The sequence below is a fragment of the Brucella sp. BE17 genome, from assembly GCF_039545455.1.
Classification (GTDB): Bacteria; Pseudomonadota; Alphaproteobacteria; order Rhizobiales; family Rhizobiaceae; genus Brucella.
In genome coordinates this window covers 1,048,431-1,068,733 of record NZ_CP154468.1, presented here as the reverse complement: position 1 = coordinate 1,068,733, position 20,303 = coordinate 1,048,431, and the positions used below count along the sequence as shown (strand labels likewise).

Sequence of the window (20,303 nt, the reverse complement as noted above, 5' to 3'; positions counted from 1 at the left end):
TCCCGTTAGCTCCTTCAGTCGGGAGGAGCATGCATGCTTACAAAACGTAACGGTGACCTATGGGCGCTTATTCTGCCCTGTTTCGTGCTGCTTGCCGGCGTCACTATCTTGCCGATCATCTACACCTTCATCGTCAGCCTTTATTATATCGATCCAACATCGATGATGCCGCCGATCTTTCATGGCGCGGAAAACTATTGGTCCCTGATCTCCGACGACCGCTTCATCAACTCCCTCATCGTCATGGCCGAGTTGATCATCTTTCCTGTTGCCGCGCAGCTGGTGATCGGCCTGGCATTGGCTATCGTGATGAAGGAAAAGCTGACGGGGACGAAATGGATGCGGCTTACATTCCTTCTTCCGTCCGTCATTCCGCCTGCCGTCAGTGGCCTTTTGTGGAAACTTTTCTTGGTGCCGGGCGCCGGTGGTCTTAGCTATATGGGCGGTCTTCTGGGCAGTAATCTCGAATTCGACCTCCTCAACATGCCGTTCTCGGCACTGATGGTCGTGATCGTCGCCTCGACCTGGGTCGGTACGCCTTTCGTCGCGCTGCTGCTGCTCTCAGCGCTGGAGACGGTCGATAAGGAGCAATACGAGGCAGCGACCATTGATGGCGCAGGCTGGTTGCAAAGCCATTGGTATATTTCGATGCCGGCGATCCGACCGGTTATCAATACGGTCATCGTCTTCCGCGTGCTTGAAGCTCTGGCGATCTTCCCGATCATCTTTATTCTGACCGGCGGCGGGCCTGCGGGATCCACCGAACCCGTCAACTACTATGCCTATGTGACCGGCTTCGACTACCTGAAGATCGATTATGCCGCGACTATAATCTTCTTTTTCTTCATGGTTATGATGGCTCTCTGCGCACCGTTCCTGGTCAAAATCGCGCGAGCCGAGGGGAGGGGCAAGTCATGAAAACCCGCGCCTGGGAAAAGGTGGTCTGCTATACGATCGCTTATCTGTTCATCATATTCCTGTTGGCTCCCGTCATTTGGATGGTCTCGACATCCTTCAAGGATCAGCTGACGATCTTCCAGAAGCCGCCGGTTATGTTTGCCAGCCCTGTCCTGCAGAATTACCGAGACGTTCTCGGCGACGCGAAGTTCATGCACTCTTTCTTCAACTCAATCGTCGTCTCGGTCATGACGGTTATCCTGAGCATGATGCTGGCCATCCCGACCGCTTACGGATTGTCGCGCCTGCGCTCCAAGTTGAAGCCAGGGCTTTTATCGTGGGTGCTTCTGGTTCGCGCGGCACCGGGCATGATTTATGTCATCCCCTATTACATCGCGTTTCGTGAAGTCGGCCTGATGGATACCAAGCTTGGCCTGGTGATCATCAACACCGTCTTTACCGTCCCGCTAGCGATCTGGATTATGATTTCGTTCTTCGACACGATCCCCGGCGAGATTGAGGAAGCGGCAGTGGTCGATGGTGCACGCCGGTTTCAGATCCTCACGAAGATCGCAATACCGATGGCCGCGCCGGGTATCGCCTCGACCGCTATCCTGGTGTTTATCTTCTCGTGGAACGAGTTCCTCTTCGCGCTGACGCTGACACGTTTCGACGCCAAGACGGCGGCCGTCGCGATCCTGAACTACATGGCCTATGAGGGTACTGAGTGGGGCAAGGTGGCTGCAGCTGGTGTGCTGATCCTTCTGCCTGTGCTGATCTTCTCGATCTTCATTCGCAAATACCTGGTCCAGACGACTGCAGGTGGCGTCAAGGGCTGACACATTAGCTGATTTTACGGATTTTCCCGAAACGAGTGCGTTCCGGGCACAGATGAGGTTTGTAATGAGAAAGCCGAATATTCTTTGGATCTGCACCGATCAGCAGCGCTGGGATACGCTGTCGTGTCTCGGTTTTGCCGGAGCGCGGACCCCCAATATCGACGCGCTTGCCAAAAAGGGCGTCGCCTTCAAGAACGCCTATACGCAGAGCCCTATCTGTACGCCGAGCCGTTCCTCATTCCTGACCGGGATGTACCCGATCGCACACCAGGTGCAGCGCAACGGCAACGACCATTTTCCACCGCATCTAAAGCTCGTGCCTACGATCTTCCAGGATGCCGGCTATCGCACCGGGCTGATCGGCAAGCTGCATCTCTCGGCGGCGCAGAACCGCATCGAGACCCGCCCGAACGACGGCTATGACGAGTTCTATTGGAGCCAGCATCCGAACCCCGACTGGCCCGAAGGCCATGACTACCATAACTGGATGGTCGAGAAGGGCGTCGATCCGCTGAAGGCTTACGCTCATGCGCAGGGCGCGATCTATGATGGAGTCGATACGAGTCTGCATCAGACCACCTGGGCGAAGGAGCGTGCGCAGGATTTCATGACGCGGTCCAAGGACGAGCCGTGGATGCTGTCCATCAACCTGTTCGATCCGCACCCACCCTTCGATCCGCCAAAGGAATATATGGACCGCGTCGATCCGGACTCTATTCCCGATCCAATCTTCGCACATAGCGATATAGAACATCAGAAGCGCTTTACCGGCGTCGATCAACAGGCCAAGGTCGCCGTCGATCCGACGATTCCTTATGATCCCGCAGCGCCAACCAAGTCGGCGGGCCAAAGTCACGATACGCCCCCGGCCTCCTATGATGCCAAGCGCATCCGTGCCGCTTATTTCGCGATGATTGAACTCATCGACGATATGGTCGGCGAGCTGATGGCGACGCTCGACGATACCGGCCAGCGGCAGGATACACTAGTGATCTTCATGAGCGACCATGGAGAAATGCTGGGCGACCATGGCCTTCTCTACAAGGGCTGCCGGTTCTATGAAGGGCTGGTGCATGTGCCGCTTATCATTTCCTATCCGGGTCGCAGCCTCGAAGACGTAAAGTCAGACGCCTTGGTGGAACTGGTCGATCTTCCTTCCACCTTGCTAGAGGCGGCGGAACTTCCGGTGCCGTTTCAGAACCAGGGCAGGTCGCTGCTGCCTCTGCTGACCGGCAAGGCAAATCTCAACAATCACAAGCCATATGTTCTTTCAGAATTCTTCGATGCGCTGGGCTTTCCCGGCGGTCGCGGCTCGCGCGGATCGATGTATTTCGATGGTCGTTACAAGCTCAACGTCTATCACGATGCAAACGAGGGGGAGTTGTTCGACCTAGAGAGAGACCCGCAAGAATTTGACGACCACTGGAACGACCCGGCCTATCAAGCAATCAAGCTGGATCTGATGCAGAAGCATTTTTCGGCAATGATGGTCGTGAGCGGCGCTGGACCGCAGCGCATCGCCGACTTCTGAGAACCAAAAGCATCACGGGCGCTGGCGTTTTGGCACCCCTGGAGGAGGAACAATGGCGGAAGTGAATATTTCGCATATCAACAAGACATTCGGAAATGTGCCGGTCATTCCGGACCTGTCGCTGAATATTCCGCACGGTTCGTTTACGGTTCTCGTCGGGCCTTCGGGTTGCGGAAAGTCGACGCTGCTGCGCATGATCGCTGGCCTGGAAAGCCCAACGGCTGGGAGGATCTCGATCGGGGGCAAGGATGTTACCAACGCGCATCCGTCCGACCGCGGCATTGCCATGGTCTTCCAGTCCTATGCGCTTTATCCGCATATGTCAGTTTACGACAATGTCAGCTTCTCGCTGAAGCTTGCCAAGATGCCGAAGCCAGAGATCGAGGAGCGCGTGAAGCGTGCCGCCGGTATTCTCCAACTCGACCAGTATCTCGACCGCAAGCCGGGACAGCTTTCTGGCGGCCAGCGGCAGCGTGTTGCGATCGGTCGTGCTATCGTTCGTGACCCTAAAGTGTTTCTCTTCGACGAGCCGCTCTCCAACCTCGATGCGGCACTGCGTAACCAGATGCGTGTCGAGCTGATGGATCTGCACAAGAAGCTCGGCGCGACGATGATCTATGTCACCCATGACCAGATCGAGGCCATGACGATGGCCGATCAGATCGTAGTCCTTAACAAGGGTCATATCGAGCAGGTGGGTGCGCCGCTCGATCTCTATGACCAACCGGCGACGCCTTTCGTTGCGGGCTTCATCGGTTCGCCGAAGATGAACATCCTTACTGGTGGAGCCGCCGAGCGCTTCGGTGGTGAGCTTGCGGGTATCCGTCCGGAAGACGTCACCCTGTCGCGCGACGGCGGTGACTGGAAGGGACGCATCCGTCTCATCGAGCAGCTCGGTAGCGATACGATTGCGCATGTCGAGCTCGATGATGTTGGCGAGTTTATCGTTAGAACAGGGCGCGAGGTTGCAGCTTTACAAGGGCAGGAAATCTACGCTTCAGCCAATCGCCAGAAATTCCATGTATTTCGCAATGGATGCCGGGTAGAACCGGCAGCCGCTTGAGGATATCCAGATATGACTATGATGCGTTCGCTCGTTCTTGAAAAAAAGGGCGAGCTTGCCTTGCGCGATATCGACTTGCCGCTGAATGTCGGCCCGGGAATGGTGAAGATCGCCGTCCACACGGTCGGCATCTGTGGCTCGGATGTGCACTATTACACACACGGCCGTATCGGTCCTTTCGTCGTCAACGAGCCGATGGTGCTGGGCCATGAGGCCGCCGGTACGGTGGTCGAGGTTGGTGAAGGTGTGAGCAGTCTTAAGGTCGGTGATCGCGTCTGCATGGAGCCTGGCATTCCAGATCCAGATTCTCGCGCCTCGCAGCTTGGCATCTACAATGTAGATCCGGCAGTGACCTTCTGGGCGACTCCGCCCATTCACGGCGTACTAACCAACGAAGTCGTGCACCCTGCAAAGTTCACGTTCAAACTGCCCGACAATGTAACCTTCGCGGAAGGTGCGATGGTCGAACCTTTTGCTGTTGGCCTGCAGGCCGTACAAAAAGCAAAAACTGCGCCAGGCGATATCGGTGTCGTCATCGGCGCCGGACCCATCGGCATCATGATCGCGCTAGCCGCTCTCGGCGGTGGCTGCGCGCAGGTGATCGTCGCGGATATCGTCGACGAGAAGCTGGCGACAGCTGCGCAATATCAGGGTATTCGTACCGTCAACGTTAAGCACGACAACCTAGCCGAGGCCGTAAATGCGGCGACCGATGGCTGGGGCGCGGATGTGGTCTTCGAGGCGAGCGGTGCCGCTGCCATCTGGAAGCATATTCTCGAACTGCCCCGCCCGTCCGGCTGTATCGTCGTTGTCGGTCTGCCTGTCGAGCCGACACCAGTCGACTGGTCGCTGGCCTCCACCAAGGAAGTCCGGTTCGAAACGGTTTTCCGTTATGCGCACCAATATCCGCGCGCAATCCAGATGATCGCTTCCGGCAAGGTGGATCTGAAGCCGCTCATCTCTGAGACGTTTCCATTTGAGAAGTCAGTAGAAGCATTTGATCGTGCAGCTGAAGGCCGCCCGACGGATGTGAAGCTGCAAATTAAGATGCCGCCGAGGTGAGAACTGACGGCATTGGCTCTTCAAGGATGTAAACCAGTGGACGTCGTCACAGGTGTAGAACTGCATTCCCAACAAGATTCGCGAGCTCATCATCAGGAGGACGCTGGATCATCATGGCAGACAGGTGCCATGAAGAACTGTTGTACACAGATCGGGCGTGGTCCGGCGGGCCACGTAAATGATGAGCTTATTGCCATTGTCTCCGACCGTGGTAGCGCGGGAGAAGCGGTTGCCATCAAGGGTGGCGAAACGTTTGTCGGCACTGATGAGCCTGTTTTTGCGGCGGATGGTGAAGGGCCGACGCGAAAAGGCCGTATCAATGATTTCTGGCTTGAAACAGAAACTGTTACGGTGGTGCGATTTGCTGCATTCATTGCTGCCACCGGCTACAGGACAGATGCTGAAAAATATGGATGCGCAGCGGTTTTTACAGGCTTGACGGCTGATGATGAGAGGCACGAGGAGCGTGTTGCGCTGACACCGTGGTGGGCGCGCGTTGATGGCGCAGTATGGAACGCGCCGGAGGGGCCGGGGAGCAGCATTGTCGATCGGTTGGATCATCCTGTGACGCAAGTTTCCTGGAACGATGCTGTTGCCTTTGCATCGTGGGCTGGCGGACGACTGCCGACGGAAATGGAATGGGAACATGCCGCCAGAGGCGGTAATCAATGGCGCCGGTACCCGTGGGGCAACGATGAACCCACAGATGAAAAAATCTTTTGCAATATCTGGCAAGGCGTGTTCCCAAAGCAGAATACAATGGCAGATGGCTTTTTGGGGACCGCTCCGGCTCGCAGTTTCAACCCAACAGAAACGGGTCTTTATAATCTGGCGGGCAATGTCTGGGAGTGGACTGCAGATTCCTTTCGGGTGCGTTCGCTTGCGCGTCAGGCAAAAATACGCAACCAGCAGGCGCGCGAGAATGCTGAAAAGGTTTTGAAGGGAGGCTCTTTCCTTTGCCATAAAAGCTATTGTCACCGTTATAGAATAGCGGCTCGTATGGGGCTTTCGCCAGACAGCGGTGCCAGCAATACTGGTTTTCGTATTGCCTACGATAAGTTCCCATCCAGTCTGGATGTATAGGGCCTTTTTGTAGCGGCAGGCAGCAATTACACCATGCTTCCCCATCCCAGCCAAACACGCTGCAGCTTTCGAAAGCTTCTGCCTCGCGTGAACCGCGAGGGCGTGCGGTAATTAGAGAAGTCATTATATGTTCAATAGAGTTCGTTTACGCCACAACCGGTTTCTCCGGGTTCTTTTTGTGCCTTTCCGGCTTCGCGCTGTGGTGCGCGGCAATGAACTCGGTCTTGCGGTGGCGGGCGCAATCATCGGTGTAATCTCGGCACTTGGGGTCGCTATCATCGGTGGCATCTCGCAATGGATGCATCAGGCGTTGTTTTCGCTTTCATCGGACGAAAGACTGAGTTCCGCAACATCGCTTCATCCAAGCGCCTATATAGCGCCACTTGCCGGCGGCGTGCTGACGGGCATCGTCATCTGGATATTGGCACGCTGGCGCAAACGTCCCATCGTCGACCCCATCGAAGCCAATGCGCTGCATGGCGGACGTCTGTCCCTGACCGACAGTTTCATTCTGGTTGGACAAAACCTTGTTTCCAACGGATTTGGAGCGTCCGTCGGGCTGGAAGCCGCCTACACGCAGCTTGCAAGCGGCTTTGCATCGCGCATTGGCCGCGCTATGAAACTGCGCCGCGCCGATCTGCGCACGCTGGTCGGCTGCGGCGCGGCAGCAGCCATCGCCAGCGCCTTCAACGCACCCCTGACCGGGGCGTTTTATGCTTTTGAGCTGATCATCGGCGTTTACTCCATCGCCACGCTGACGCCCGTGGTCGTTGCGGCAATCGTCGGAACCCTTGTAACACAGGCCATTGGCGAGGCGCCCTTCGTCATCGATATAGGCGCAATCGACACCATCACGCCACGCGATTACCTGCCGGCACTTCTGCTTGGGCTGCTCGCGGCCGGTATCGGCATTTCCATCATGCGCGGCGTCACCTTCGTTGAAAAGGTCACGCGGCAAAGTGCGTTGCCCAACATTTTTACACCGGCCATCGGCGGCGCACTGGTCGGCATGATCGCTTTCTTTTCACCCCAGGTTTTGGCCTCCGGCCATGGCGCGCTGCATATCGATCTCCATGCCAATCTTGCCATTCCGGTTCTGCTGCTACTCATTTTGACCAAATCTCTGGCTTCAGCCATTTCCATCGGTACGGGCTTTCGTGGCGGCTTGTTCTTTGCCTCGCTGTTTCTGGGCGCGCTGACCGGCAAGCTTTTTGCGGCAGTTGCCGCCCTCATCCTCCCCACGGGCCTAGCCCTTGCGCCGGAAGTCTACGCCGTCATCGGCATGAGCGCACTCGCTGTCGCCGTGGTCGGTGGGCCGATGACCATGACATTTCTGGCGCTGGAACTGACCGGCGACTTTCCCATATCCATGGTGGTACTGGGAGCGGTAGTGTCATCGTCTCTGCTTGTGAGAAAGACGTTTGGTTATTCCTTCGCAACCTGGCGCTTTCATCTGCGGGGCGAATCCATTCGCTCCGCGCATGATGTCGGCTGGATCCGCGATCTCACGGTGAGCCGCATGATGCGTCACGATGTGCGCACGGTTCTGATCGATACAGATATTGAAACGTTTCGCCATGATTTTCCTTTGGGTTCCACGCAGCGGGTCATCGCGGTGGATGCGCAAGGGCGTTATGTCGGCATGATCCCGGTGCCGGAAGTCTATGCCGACAGTTTCGACAGCTCCGAAAATCCGCACAACATCGCCGATCTGCTCAAATATCAGAACGAATTCCTGCTGCCACAGATGAATGCCAAGGAAGCGGTGGCACGCTTTGACCGTGCGGAAAGCGAAGCGCTCGCCGTCATCAACAATGCCCAGGAGCGCAAGGTCATGGGACTGTTGAGTGAAGCCCACACATTACGCCGCTATAGCGAAGAACTCGACCGCAGGCGCCGCGAAGTGTCGGGCGAAACATTCTAAAATATGATGCTGTCAGGCAGAAAACAGGAGACGGCTACCGTAGGCCTTCTCTGGAAAATCTTATACGTTGCAAGCGTCTGCGCTAAGTTTGCTCGCAGGCTCGCCTGTCAACGCGTAGGCTTATAAAACATCTTTGCCATTTCCATGAAGCGCGTGGCTGTCGCGCTACGATCATCAAGACGTTTGGCAATGGAGCATCTCCGCCATTGGCGTATCGCCGGGATACTGACTTATATAAACGACTCCCTCAAGTTGCAGTTTCATGATCGAACGTGGAACAGGGCTATTCCAAGACTACCTGCCACAAGGCCGAGAATGGCATGCAGTTAGTTGACTTCCTGCACTGTCTTCAAGTGAATTCCTGCTGATCTCGCCAGTTCTAGCAATTGTGCGCAGGAGGCGGGAGGAGATATTTGCTAAGGACGATTAAGGGCGACCTGAGCCGGCTTCGTCAAGAATACAAAGTGTTCTTGCATCGTCTCCGGTATATCTATTTGTATATATGTATATTCTATATGGGATATGCAGACTTGTAAATTGCGCTTTGCGACGCAAACACGCCGGCTGTGCAGGAGAGGAGAGGGACACAATCGGCGTACGGCCAACGATAACTAAGGGATATATGGGGTTTCAGTCGGGACGTAGGGCGGGTTTAATTTCCATATCGATATGGATCATATCGAAGAGGCAGCGGACGGCCCCGGTTTCGGTTTTTCCCAGTATACCTAATTCGATGAGGGCTGCGGCGTATTGATGGGCAAGTTTCACATCTCACCCGGCAAGCCGATGCAGAAAGGATTTATAGAAAGCTTCAATGGTAGCTTTCGCGACGGGTGCTTCAATGAGACCCTATTCTCGACACTGGCGCATGCTCTTATCAAGCACACCGCATGGAAGGAGGATTACAACCGCAACAGACCACATTCTTCTTTGGGCAACATCACGCCTAACGAGTTTACAATGAAAATGGCCCTGGAAAAACGGGCCGCATAGAGTCAGATTGAAAATCCAAGACTCTGCCGAAAACTGGATGAGGCTTGGGGCTCAGGTCACGTCTATTGAAACCGAAAACATTTATGCCTGCTGCGTCTATGCAGGGATACGAAATGGGCCGCTGCAGTCGCCGTTAAGAAGAGATTGCAGAAGGGCATACAGCGATGATGGTGATCGCAAATAAAGATGGTTGTGTGCCCCCGAAGCCAAAAAATCAAGCAATATCAATATAATAACCAAATTTTTCGCTCACGCAAAGCGGGCATTTCTGCGTTCAGGGCGCTATAGAGGCACCAATTATCAACCCCAATCAATACCTCTCAATAGAACCAGAGCAGCTTTAGCCTGAAACTTCACGTTTGCGTGAATCTGCTGCAAGAAGCTCAATCAGCTGTCACATCAGTATGACCATCACCGTCTACAGCTTCCCTTCCAAAGCAAATTAAAATCGGTGCGCTGCTGTCCGACATCAGCGCCTTTGAGACAAAACAGTGCGAATCGAGAAGATATGATTTTCGGCTCATCATAGCTCAATCAAAGGAAGCAAAGATGAGGCAAAAAACCTTTCCCCAAACCTCTTCTGCGGAGAAGACGATCAAGGATATATGGCGCGCGACGCGCAAGCATTATTCGGCAGAGGATAAAATCCGTATTGTTCTGGACGGTCTTCGCGGCGATTACAGCATCGCTGCACTGTGCCGCCGCGACGGGATCGCAGAGAGCCTTTATTATAGCTTGTCGAAGGAGTTTCTCGAAGCGGGCAAGAAACGTCATGCTGGCGATACTGCCCGTTAAGCAACCAGTGACGAGGTTAAGGCACTGCGTCGTGAAAGCCGAGACCTTGAGGAGGCATTGACCGACGTCACGTAGGAAAAGCTGGGCATTCCAAGGCCGACTTTCTACCGCTGGTATATCGTTTCCTTACCCACGGCGTCGAAGGGTTGGAAGGCCGGACGTCCGCGCCGTCGCGGGTATGGAACCGTATCCCTGACGAAATCTGGGATCGCATCAACGCACTGGCGCTCGACCATGCCGATCTGTCACCGCGCGAACCGGCGGTGAAGTTCACCGATACGGAAAGTTATTTTGTACCAGTGGATTCGGTCTATCGTCTGCTCAAAGCCCACGATCTTATCACGTCGTCAGCCTATATCGTCATCAAGGCAAATGACGAGTTCAGGTACAAAACCACGCGCCCGAACGAAATATGGCAGACCGACTTCACCTATCTGAAAGTCATCGCTGTTCGAGCATCTTGGATGAGTGTTGCTTCTGTGAACTTCTGATGCTTTGCCAACTCCATGCCACGACCCCAAGTCAGGCTTTTTCGTAATACGTGGGGTATGTTTTTAAATTGCGTTATAAGCGCCCGTGTTATGGAGATTGTATCTTTGCCGTCGAGTGTTGATTGCCGTTGAGAACTGACCCGGAATTTCTGGGTAACGCCCCAAAATTCGAGAGAGACATTGAAATCGCCTATCAATCAGGAAACATGTGCTGTCTGTGGCCCACTCCAGTCAACATCTGAGACGAGTTGCGTCATTAGTGCTTCAGGAAAAATGGTTCCCTAACTTCGATCCTCGTTCGTCAATGTAAAAGGAGCAGTGCCGGATCGGCTAGCGCTCCCTGCCTCTGCGATCAACGGGATTCTGTACCAGTTTGACGATGCAAGCAAAACGGTGCGAGGATACAAGTAAATGCAGGTGAAAAATGGTTTTTCTACCAATGCTCAGGTGAAGGCGTTCGCCGCCCGGTCGGCCATTTGGCCAGAGGTGCGGACGAACTTGGGCGATCCGGAACCGGGATGGATTACGGCCCATGCGTTTTTCGCGGACGACGCGGCAATCGACGAATATCTCCATTATGAAGGCTCGTTTCATCAGGGCACCGACCCCAAGACCTGCGCGGCTGCCATGCTGGTTGATTATTGCTACGTCTTCGCCTTGGCTACTGTTCCTCTCTTCGTCGGCTTTGGCATCGTTCCCAACCTCGCGCCGCAGCATTATGCCATGCAGTTCTACATCACCCCGTTAGAGCATGAGGGCCGGACTCTGGACGTGCGACGTGCGCATGTCCGCTTTCTTTCGCCAGCCTTCTGGACAGACAGGGAAGAGAGTGCTGCCGATGCGTGGCAGTTGATGCATCATGACGGACTGTGCGATTTTTACCGCCGCTCCGTCGAGGATCATGCCCGGCCGCTAGTGGAAAAGCTCGCCAGCAGGTCTGGTCTGTCGAGCAATGCGCTCTGGCGGTTGGTCTCGGACGCCATTGCTGCTTGCTTCCTTGATGCTGGACGGCGCTTTCGGTGCCTTGAAGAAGCCAAAGCGACGGCAATGACTGTTCTCAAGCATCCCGGATCTCCGCTTTGTAACCGTCAGCTTCATTTTTTCGACCTTACCCTGCGCGACGAACAGCAGCGTGAGTTGCTGTCCTGGACGTTTCGCGCGCGCGGTGGGTGCTGCCGTTACTACACGGTGGAAGACGGAAAGCTTTGCAAGACATGCGTGCTGAAGAAGCAAGGGGACCGGAATGCCGAGTTGCTGCGCGCCATGGGCCGCAGGTACGCGTCCATCTCCGGCGAGGCGCATGGCCGCGATGCAGGAAGCGATTCGGCTGGCTGAGTTGTTGCGGAAATGCAACTGCCGTTGCAGATTCTTCCTGTTGCGCGCGCTCACCATGTGGGTTCGCCTTCCGCCGATACAAGAGTAAATCAAGTAACAAAAACAAGGGTAAACATGAGTTTTGTATACAACTTTTTGCGCTGCGTCACATCGCTTTGCTGAAAGCAATCTAAGTATCTGCACTTGCACGAGAATTTTTGCCTTTGTATGGATCAGACAAGCCGTCATACCGCCACATGGACGCACGGCATATTCGAACATTGCTGGTCCGATGAACGGAAAGACAGACGAAATAGCGGCGCTCTATATCGCCGAACACGAACGCCTGAAGCGGCAGATCGGCAGTCGTCTGGGTTGCTCCAGCACCGCAAGCGATCTTGTTCACGACATCTTCCTCCGTCTTTGGGAACGAACTGCCGTACGTCTTGCGGAACCGGCCGCCTACCTGACGCGCAGCGCACGCAACGCCACGATAGATCACATCAGGGCGGAGAGAAGGCGCAGCGAGTTCTTCGGCGGCTTTGTGTCTGAACAATATGCTGCCCATTCTGCGTCCCCCGAGGATGTCGTTTCCGCCCGGCAGGAACTGCGCAGCATTCATGACGCCTTGGCCGAATTGCCCACGCGCACGAGGCATATTTTTCTTCTCAACCGCGTCCACGGCAGAAGCTTTTCCGAAATCGCTGAAGTGCTCGGAATATCCCGGCGCGCCGTTACCAAGCACATGGCACGCGCTGTCGCTGCTTGTGAAGAGACCAAATAGATTTCCCTCAGGCTTTGCTTTGTGTATCGGATACGGATAGTAGGCAATATGCGAGGCCCGCCAAGCGCGCGGCATGTGGAAAGCGACCCCGGAAGATATATGCGTATAGCCAACCAGCCACCGCAGAACCGATCCGAAGCCGAGCTTCACGAGGAAGCCCGACAGTGGTTCGTCTCGCTGCTGGAGCAGCCAACCGCCGCAAGGCGGGCTGCGTTCGAGAAGTGGGTTCGGGCCGATTCCGCCCACTATGACGCCTATCGGGCTGTCGAGACCACCTGGCAAGCGGCGGAAGGCCCCGGTCGGCGTCTCGCCGAGCGGGAGGCTGACCAACTCGCCATCTATCTGGAGGCGATGGATCAGGCCAAGGCGCATAAGAAGACTTTTCGTCGGCTCTCGGCTCTGAGCGTCCTCCTCGTCGCCATACTCGCCGGCGGCATATGGCTGGAGCGTCCGAATGTTTTTGAGGACATGCGCGCCGACTATAACTCTGCGCGTGGCGAGCGCCGCAGCATCACGCTTTCGGATGGGTCGTCCGTATTGCTCGACGCCGACAGCGCCTTTGACGAGGACTTTACGGGCACGGAGCGGCGCGTTCGTCTTCTGCGCGGCAGTGCGTTCTTCGATGTTGCCGTTTCAGATGTTCCCTTTGTCGTCCAGACAGGATACGCCGAGGTGCGCGTTCATGGCACCGCCTTCGGTGTTCACTTGCTGGAGAATGGCGGCGGCATTGTGACGCTGGAACGTGGTGTCGTCGAGGTGACAACCAACGAACGTCCCGAAACCACGATGCTCGCACCGGGGCAGCAGGTCCATTTCAATACCGCTGGCATCGCTTCCGTCGAGGACGTAAACGTTGATGACGAGCTTGCGTGGCGCGACGGACGCTTCGTCTTCTATCGCGCAAGTCTCGCAGACGTAGTCAGCGAAATCCAGCGCTATCGTCGCGGGCGGATCGTTATAGCCACGTCGCGACTGGCGGAAGAGCATGTGACCGGCAGCATCTCGCTTGCCGACACCGACGCCGCGCTTGCCTCGCTCCAGGCCAGTCTCGGCTTCCGCATGACGACGGTTGCCGGACGCCTTACGATCATTGGACCCTAGCGCCACTTCCGGTGGGAATCCAGGCGCGGTTCAAACCTCCGCGCAAAAAAATGCGTTCGGAGGTTCCCCGATTGCTCGTCCCGAGCGTGAACGCAGTAGGAGCATGATGAAGAGTGGCAAATAGCCGCCCGTGCTCTCCAACGTTCGAGAGCAACAGGGACAGGCAGATATGACGGCTCAAGGGGTACGAGGGGCAACATTTGCGCTGGCGGCGGCGCTGCTGATGGCGGCGAGCAGTGCTTCAATCGCGGCAGCACAAGCGCAGCAAATCACGCAGGGACAATTCCCCTTCGACATCAAGGCCAAGCCCGTGCCGCAGGCTGTTAACGATATTGGTCGCATTGCCGGACTTTCTGTCGTGTTCCGCGAAAACCGGCCGATATCCGCTACCGGCAATCTCGTTCGGGGCTCGATGACCGCCGAGCAGGCACTGGCAACCATGCTCGCCGGAACCGGCCTGGGCTACAGTTTCAGCAATCCGACGACTGTACAAGTCTTCGAGGTGGCGGCCGAAAACGTTGCGCCTTTATCGGCTGACGGCGCTACGATGCTCGACCCCATCACCATCTATGGTGCGAGAGATGCGACGAGCTTGAACGACACCTCCGCAAGCGTAGGGATCGTTACGGCTGAAGAAATTGAGGACAGCCAGATCCGCAACTTCCGCGATTCCTTTCGTCGCATGGCGAATGTCATGGACGCCGACTGGGTTAACGGCGGCTTCGTCATTCGCGGCGTGAACTCGGAGGGCTTTAATACCGGCGCAAATCCTATCGGGTCTCTTTATGTCGACGGGGTATTGCAGTCGACCGAAGGAACCAGACGCGGCGCACGTGGTCTATGGGATGTCGAGCAGGTGGAGGTCTATCGTGGACCTCAATCGACACTGAGCGGTCGCGCTGCGATGGCGGGCGCAATTTATATCAAGACCAAGGACCCGACCTTCGAAAAGGAGGCTGAAGTTTCTGCAACCGTCGGCAACGATCATCTGGCTGGAACCGCCTTCATGGTAAACACGCCGCTTCTTGAAGACCAGATCGCCATGCGCATCGCCGGCTCGTTCGAGCGCAGCAAGAGTAATCTCACTGCCCCATCCTTCACAGGCTTCGATCGCTACGACGATTACATGACGAACCTTACCTACAACATCCGTGGCAAGATGTTGTTCACGCCCGCTGAACTCCCCGACACAAAAGCCCTGCTCAGCTACTCCTTCGCACATGACGCGCCCACCGAACGAAATATTGGCGGGCCGGGTCAGGGCTTCCGATGGGAGGACAAAAGGGCGGACTACTATCTGCCGATCTACACAGAGGTTCGCTCTACCAAAGTCCACAATGTGGGTCTGGAAATCACGCATGACTTTTCCGATGCGTTGCGGTTCACCTCTCAATCCGGCGTAACGCATGACATTCATCAGCGCCCTTCCATCAATGAGGGCACGTCAGGCGAAGTCAACACACTGAATGGAGATCGAAAGAATACGTTGTTTACCCAGGAAGCTCGCTTGAACTATGAGAGCGAAAGATGGAAATGGGTCGGCGGCGTCTTTGGAAGCCATCAGAATTATAGCAACACCTATGATGGAACACTTGGCTTCTATAACCAGTTTCAGGATGATCACAGGAAAATTACAAATCTTGCCGCGTTCGGTGAGGCTACATATGAATTTTTGCCGAGTTGGCACCTTACAGCCGGAGGCCGTATCGATTACACGAAGCAGTCGACGGACTATTTCTATCGAATGCGCGATTCACGGTCTCCGAATAGTCCCCGTATAACTGATTATTCAGGGAGCGGTAAGGAAACGAATTTTGTTCCGAAGATTGGAATATCAAAGGATTTCGGCGACGATCATACGGCTGGGTTTTCCTATTCGCAGGGCTTTCGCAATGGCGGAATTGCTTACGATACGGTCAACCGGGTCATGTATAACTATGATCCGGAAAGCTCGCATAGCTACGAAATCTTCTACAAGGGAAGCTGGCTGGACGATCGTCTCAGGTTGAACGCCAATTTCTTCTATATCCAGTACAGAGACCAGCAGGTGGACATTGAAGACTTCGCGAACCTTACCAACAGGATCGCGAATGCCGCAGGCGCGCGCGCCTATGGCTTCGAAATCGAGCCAACCTGGCAGGTTACGCATCAGCTCTCCACATTCCTTGCACTCGGCTATCTCGACACGAAGTTTGACCGGGAAAGTGAGGCCGGCACGATCGATCTACCCGGCTTTCCGTTCCCGGAAGCCCCGGAGTGGTCCATTGGCCTGGGTGGTCGCTACGAGTTCGAGAACGGCTTCTACGTCGGCGGAGACGCAAAATACACCTCTTCGTACATGGCTCGGTTCTCGGCAAATACGCCCAACAGTTTCGTCGGTTCCAGAACGATCGTAAACGCGCAGGCTGGCTACCAGCTGGACGGTTGGGAAATCAATGCATTTGCTGAAAACCTTCTTGACGAAGAATACCTGACCTATCTCGAAGCAGACAGAATGGCGACCCTGGGCCAGGGTCGTAGTTTCGGATTGAATGTCAAGGCGAAGTTCTGAAGACATCGCCATGCTGTCCAGCATGGCGATGTTTCCCGCAGCCAGGATTGTGTGAGTTAATATGGAAATTTTTAGGCCGCTTCTTGTGAGTTTGGTCATGTTGTTGGCAGCTATTCCAGCGTGGGCATCGTGCGATGGGAGAACAATAGCCAAGAATGTTTATGAAGCCCCGGTTTGTCTGCCCGAAAAGCCGCAACGCGTGGTTGTCCTCGATCAATTCTATAATCTGGGGATGGCTCTCGAACTGAATATTCCGGTCGTTGGTGCGCCGCTGATGGCGGCACCGGACGCAGAATTGCGCGAGCGTGCGACAGATGCCTCGATCACGGACATCGGTGACGCGCGTCAGCCCAATTTAGAGTTGATAATCAGCCTCAAGCCAGACCTTATTGTCGGCGAAGCGCAATTCCATGGCCAGTTCTACGACAAACTGGCTCTGATCGCACCGACAGCCCTGATCGACGCGGCGAATTGGAAGCAGCACTTCCTTCTGCTGGCAGATGTTGCGGATCGGCCAGATGAGGGTGCCACGCTTTTGAAAGCCTACGAGGCCCGTGCGTCCGCTATCCGCACTCGCGTGTCTGCTGACGTCGAAGTGTCGGTCATCAGAGTCGCACCGCATGGCTTTCATGTCTATCTTGACGGTCCTTCGGCCTATGCGCCCTACGCTGTCCTTCGGGAGGCGGGTATAAGGCGCACCGTCTATGAAACGACTGAGGGTGACGCGGTGCTAAAGCGCCCGGATTGGGAGGAGTTGGACGCCTTGAACAGCGATATTCTACTCTACGTGGTTGCTGCGGGAAATGTGCCCGGCCAGGACGAGGCACTGAATGCGCTGACCATTGGAAATCCGTTTTGGCAGATGCTTCCTGCGGTGCAGGAGGGACATGCGTATCGTGTTGAGAAGGGGGCATGGTTTGGTTTCAACAGCATCGCCTCTGCCCATCGGGTTCTCGACGACATCGAACGCTATGTCCTGACCAGGCCGTGAGCGGGGGGCGGATGACAGGAACCACGGTGATCGGCTGTCACAATAGCCGCGTGGATGCAATGCGCGCCTCATCGCTGGCGGCGCTGTGTCTTGCCACGGCGAGTTTGGCGGTCTGGTCAGTGATGCTCGGCACGTCGCGCATTGCGGTTGCGGATGTGCTTGCGGCGCTCTTTGCGTTCGATGGCTCGCGCGAACATCTGGTGGTGACGACGCTGCGCCTGCCACGCGTGCTGGCCGGGCTCCTGGCCGGCTCCTCACTGGCGGTAGCAGGTGCGATCATGCAGGCTGTGACGAACAACCCGCTCGCTTCGCCCGGTCTGCTTGGCATCAATGCCGGGGCGTCCTTCGCCGTGGTGTTGGCGATATCCGTGCTCGGGGCAGGATCGAGCAACACCCATATCTGGTTCGCCTTCGGCGGCGCGGGCTTGGCAGCCGTTGTGGTCTATGCGTTGGCCTCGGCCGGAGTTGCCGGCGCGACCCCTCTCAAGCTGGTGCTGGCCGGGGCAGTGCTGTCTACTTTCCTGACCTCGCTGACCACCGCGATCCTCATTTTCGACCAGACCACACTCGACGCGGTGAGGCTGTGGACGGCCGGTTCGCTTACCGGCCGCACTATGGCTCACGTGACCGCCGTAGCACCCTATATTCTCGTGGGCCTGACCGCGGCCCTGATCTTTCGCCGCCATCTCATGACATTAAGCCTCGGAACAACGCTCGCCCAATCTGTCGGGCAGAACCCAGTCATGTGGCGTGGTCTCGCCGTTGTTATAGTCATTCTGCTTGCCGGCGGTGCGGTATCGCTCGCCGGTCCCATCGGTTTTGTCGGGCTGGTCGTCCCGCACATTGCACGGATGATGGTCAGCGTTGACTACCGCTGGATCATCCCGTTCAGCGCGGCTGGCGGCGCGCTGCTGATTTTGGTTGCGGACACCGTGGGCCGGACCTTTTTCACCAGCCAGAGTTTTCCGGTTGGGGTGACGATGATGCTTGTCGGAGCCCCCTTTTTCATATGGATCACTCGCCGCCGCGTGGACGGTGCCTCATGATCCGCATCATCTCTCTCTCGTTGCTGCTGCTGGTCAGTATTTCCGCTTCTCTGGCTTATGGCGATCATACCGTATCGTTCAGCGATCTGTTGTCGGTTCTGACACAGCCCGCGGGCATCAATCCTCAGGTCGAGATGATCGTACTCGACCTGCGCATGCCACGCGCGTTACTGGCCGCACTGGTCGGCGCAGCTCTCGCTGTGGCCGGGGCAATAGCACAGGCTGTGATGCGCAACCCGCTCGCCGAACCCGGTATCCTCGGCATCAATGCCGGCGCGGCTCTTGCGGCCATGATCGTCTTCGTGGGGCTCGGCAAGGCACCGATCCAGCTTTTGCCCTGGGCTGGCTTTGCCGGCGCTGGCGGGATGGCAACTGCAATCTACATGCTGTCATGGCGCAATGGTGGCACCTCGTCGCTGCGCATTATCCTGATAGGCATCGGGCTTTCCGCCCTCGCGGGCGCGGCCACGACCTTTCTCACCGCCTTCGGCGAGGTTGGAGACGTGCAGCGTGCCATGATCTGGCTCTCTGGCAGCGTCTATCACGCGGATTGGCTGGCAGTGCACGTCCTCACACTCTGGCTTGTCACGCCCCTGGCCTTGACGATGATGTCGAGTCGGCAACTCGACCTGATCCGTTTTGGCGACAATGCCGCGCGGAGCCTTGGACAGCGCGTCAACTTCGTTCGAGGATTGATGATCCTGCTTTGCGTGCTTCTGTCCGGCGCGGCCGTCGCCGCCGCCGGGTTGATCAGCTTCGTCGGGTTGGTCGCGCCGCATATGGCCCGCCGAATTGTCGGTCCGGCCCATGCAAGACTGATCCCCGTGTCGGCTTTGATCGGCGCAACGCTGGTTGTGGCGGCGGACCTTGCGGGTCGCTCGATCATTGCCCCCGCCCAGCTTCCGGCTGGAATCGTAACCGCGCTGATCGGCGCACCTTTTTTCGCATATCTGCTATGGGGGCGTCGTCATGTCCCGGCCTGACGTAAACGGAAACATAGACCTCGCCGCCGAAGGCGTTACGGTCTCCTATGGCCGCGCGGTGGTCGTAAAAGATCTCGACCTTATCATTCCTCGCGGCGCCTTCACCGCGTTGATCGGGCCGAACGGTAGCGGCAAGTCGACCATCCTGCACGCGCTTGGCGGCCTGCTTGCGCCGATGGCTGGCACAGTCCGGCTGGACAGGCGGCCCATAGCCGAATTTTCGACAAGGGAAATCGCACGACGCATAGGCATGCTGGCGCAAGGGCCGGGCGCGCCGGAAGGGTTGTCGGTGCTGGATTTGGTCCGGCAGGGCCGGTATCCGCACCTTTCCCTGTTTGGTCGCAGGTCCGAACGGGACGATGCGGTTTGCGAGCAGGCTTTGCTGCTGACCGGGATGCAAGACCTTGCCGGGCAACCGCTCGACAGCTTGTCCGGCGGCCAGCGCCAACGAGCGTGGATCGCGATGGCGCTTGCGCAGGAGACCCCCATCCTACTGCTCGACGAACCCACAACGTTTCTCGATCTCGCTCATCAGATCGAGGTGATGGAGTTGGTGAGCCGCCTGGTTGCTGAGCGCGGCAAGACAGTCGTTGCCGTGCTGCACGATCTCAATCAGGCTGCACGCTACGCCGACCACATGGTCATGCTTAAGAAAGGGAAGATCGTGGCCACCGGCCGTCCAAGCGCTGTGATGACTGCCGGGATCTTACAGCATGTCTTCGGGGTTGCCGCTATCATCATTACAGATCCCGTTGCTGGTACACCGATGTGTATCCCTGCTGCCTCCTGACCTGCCCCCGTGGGGTGATCCGTTTCAAATGGCCCAGATGTTTGATCCCGTCATTTGCTGGAGCA

At 56.6% G+C, this 20,303-nt stretch carries 15 protein-coding genes and 2 pseudogenes; all 17 read left to right on the top strand.

The window, feature by feature from the left end; genetic code table 11:
* Nucleotides 1–33 precede the first annotated feature (33 nt).
* The 17 genes and pseudogenes from AAIB41_RS16215 (at nt 34) to AAIB41_RS16135 (ending at nt 20,238) form a co-directional block, all read left to right on the top strand.
* Nucleotides 34–918: a sugar ABC transporter permease gene (locus tag AAIB41_RS16215; protein ID WP_343315050.1), complete on the top strand. Its 885-nt coding sequence runs from the start codon at nt 34–36 to the stop codon at nt 916–918.
* Entirely contained in the window at nt 915–1,736 is an 822-nt protein-coding gene (locus AAIB41_RS16210; RefSeq protein ID WP_343315049.1) for a carbohydrate ABC transporter permease, read from the top strand. Before AAIB41_RS16215 ends, AAIB41_RS16210 begins: the two co-directional genes overlap by 4 nt.
* A 64-nt stretch (nt 1,737–1,800) precedes the next feature.
* Entirely contained in the window at nt 1,801–3,267 is a 1,467-nt protein-coding gene (locus AAIB41_RS16205) for a sulfatase-like hydrolase/transferase (RefSeq protein WP_343315048.1), read from the top strand.
* Between the two features lie 52 nt (nt 3,268–3,319).
* Nucleotides 3,320–4,330: an ATP-binding cassette domain-containing protein gene (locus AAIB41_RS16200; protein WP_343315047.1), complete on the top strand. Its 1,011-nt coding sequence runs from the start codon at nt 3,320–3,322 to the stop codon at nt 4,328–4,330.
* Between the two features lie 12 nt (nt 4,331–4,342).
* Nucleotides 4,343–5,392, top strand: coding sequence for an NAD(P)-dependent alcohol dehydrogenase (locus tag AAIB41_RS16195; RefSeq protein WP_343315046.1), 1,050 nt, complete (start codon nt 4,343–4,345; stop codon nt 5,390–5,392).
* Nucleotides 5,393–5,521: 129 nt separating this feature from the next.
* A complete protein-coding gene (locus AAIB41_RS16190; RefSeq protein ID WP_343315045.1) occupies nt 5,522–6,475 on the top strand; it encodes a formylglycine-generating enzyme family protein in 954 nt (317 codons plus the stop codon).
* Between the two features lie 127 nt (nt 6,476–6,602).
* Nucleotides 6,603–8,399, top strand: a complete 1,797-nt coding sequence (locus AAIB41_RS16185; RefSeq protein ID WP_343315044.1) for a chloride channel protein — start codon at nt 6,603–6,605, stop codon at nt 8,397–8,399.
* Between the two features lie 768 nt (nt 8,400–9,167).
* Nucleotides 9,168–9,347 (top strand): annotated as a pseudogene (locus tag AAIB41_RS16180) (transposase); the annotation flags it as partial.
* Nucleotides 9,348–9,941: 594 nt separating this feature from the next.
* Nucleotides 9,942–10,633: pseudogene (locus AAIB41_RS16175) on the top strand (transposase); the annotation flags it as partial.
* A gap of 456 nt (nt 10,634–11,089) precedes the next feature.
* Nucleotides 11,090–12,013 (top strand): ferric iron reductase, encoded by a 924-nt coding sequence (locus AAIB41_RS16170; RefSeq protein WP_343315043.1) that lies wholly within the window; start codon nt 11,090–11,092, stop codon nt 12,011–12,013.
* A gap of 271 nt (nt 12,014–12,284) precedes the next feature.
* On the top strand, nt 12,285–12,776 hold the full coding sequence (locus AAIB41_RS16165; RefSeq protein ID WP_343315042.1) for an RNA polymerase sigma factor: 492 nt from the start codon (nt 12,285–12,287) through the stop codon (nt 12,774–12,776).
* A 99-nt stretch (nt 12,777–12,875) separates the two neighbouring features.
* A complete protein-coding gene (locus AAIB41_RS16160; protein WP_343315041.1) occupies nt 12,876–13,877 on the top strand; it encodes a FecR domain-containing protein in 1,002 nt (333 codons plus the stop codon).
* A gap of 169 nt (nt 13,878–14,046) precedes the next feature.
* On the top strand, nt 14,047–16,428 hold the full coding sequence (locus tag AAIB41_RS16155) for a TonB-dependent receptor (protein WP_343315040.1): 2,382 nt from the start codon (nt 14,047–14,049) through the stop codon (nt 16,426–16,428).
* A gap of 97 nt (nt 16,429–16,525) precedes the next feature.
* Nucleotides 16,526–17,419, top strand: coding sequence for an iron-siderophore ABC transporter substrate-binding protein (locus AAIB41_RS16150; protein ID WP_343315039.1), 894 nt, complete (start codon nt 16,526–16,528; stop codon nt 17,417–17,419).
* 11 nt (nt 17,420–17,430) lie between these two features.
* Nucleotides 17,431–18,465, top strand: coding sequence for an iron ABC transporter permease (locus tag AAIB41_RS16145; protein ID WP_343315038.1), 1,035 nt, complete (start codon nt 17,431–17,433; stop codon nt 18,463–18,465).
* Nucleotides 18,462–19,448 (top strand): iron ABC transporter permease, encoded by a 987-nt coding sequence (locus AAIB41_RS16140; RefSeq protein ID WP_343315037.1) that lies wholly within the window; start codon nt 18,462–18,464, stop codon nt 19,446–19,448. The genes AAIB41_RS16145 and AAIB41_RS16140 overlap by 4 nt, the downstream gene beginning before the upstream one ends.
* A complete protein-coding gene (locus tag AAIB41_RS16135; RefSeq protein ID WP_343315036.1) occupies nt 19,435–20,238 on the top strand; it encodes an ABC transporter ATP-binding protein in 804 nt (267 codons plus the stop codon). The genes AAIB41_RS16140 and AAIB41_RS16135 overlap by 14 nt, the downstream gene beginning before the upstream one ends.
* Nucleotides 20,239–20,303 lie beyond the last annotated feature (65 nt).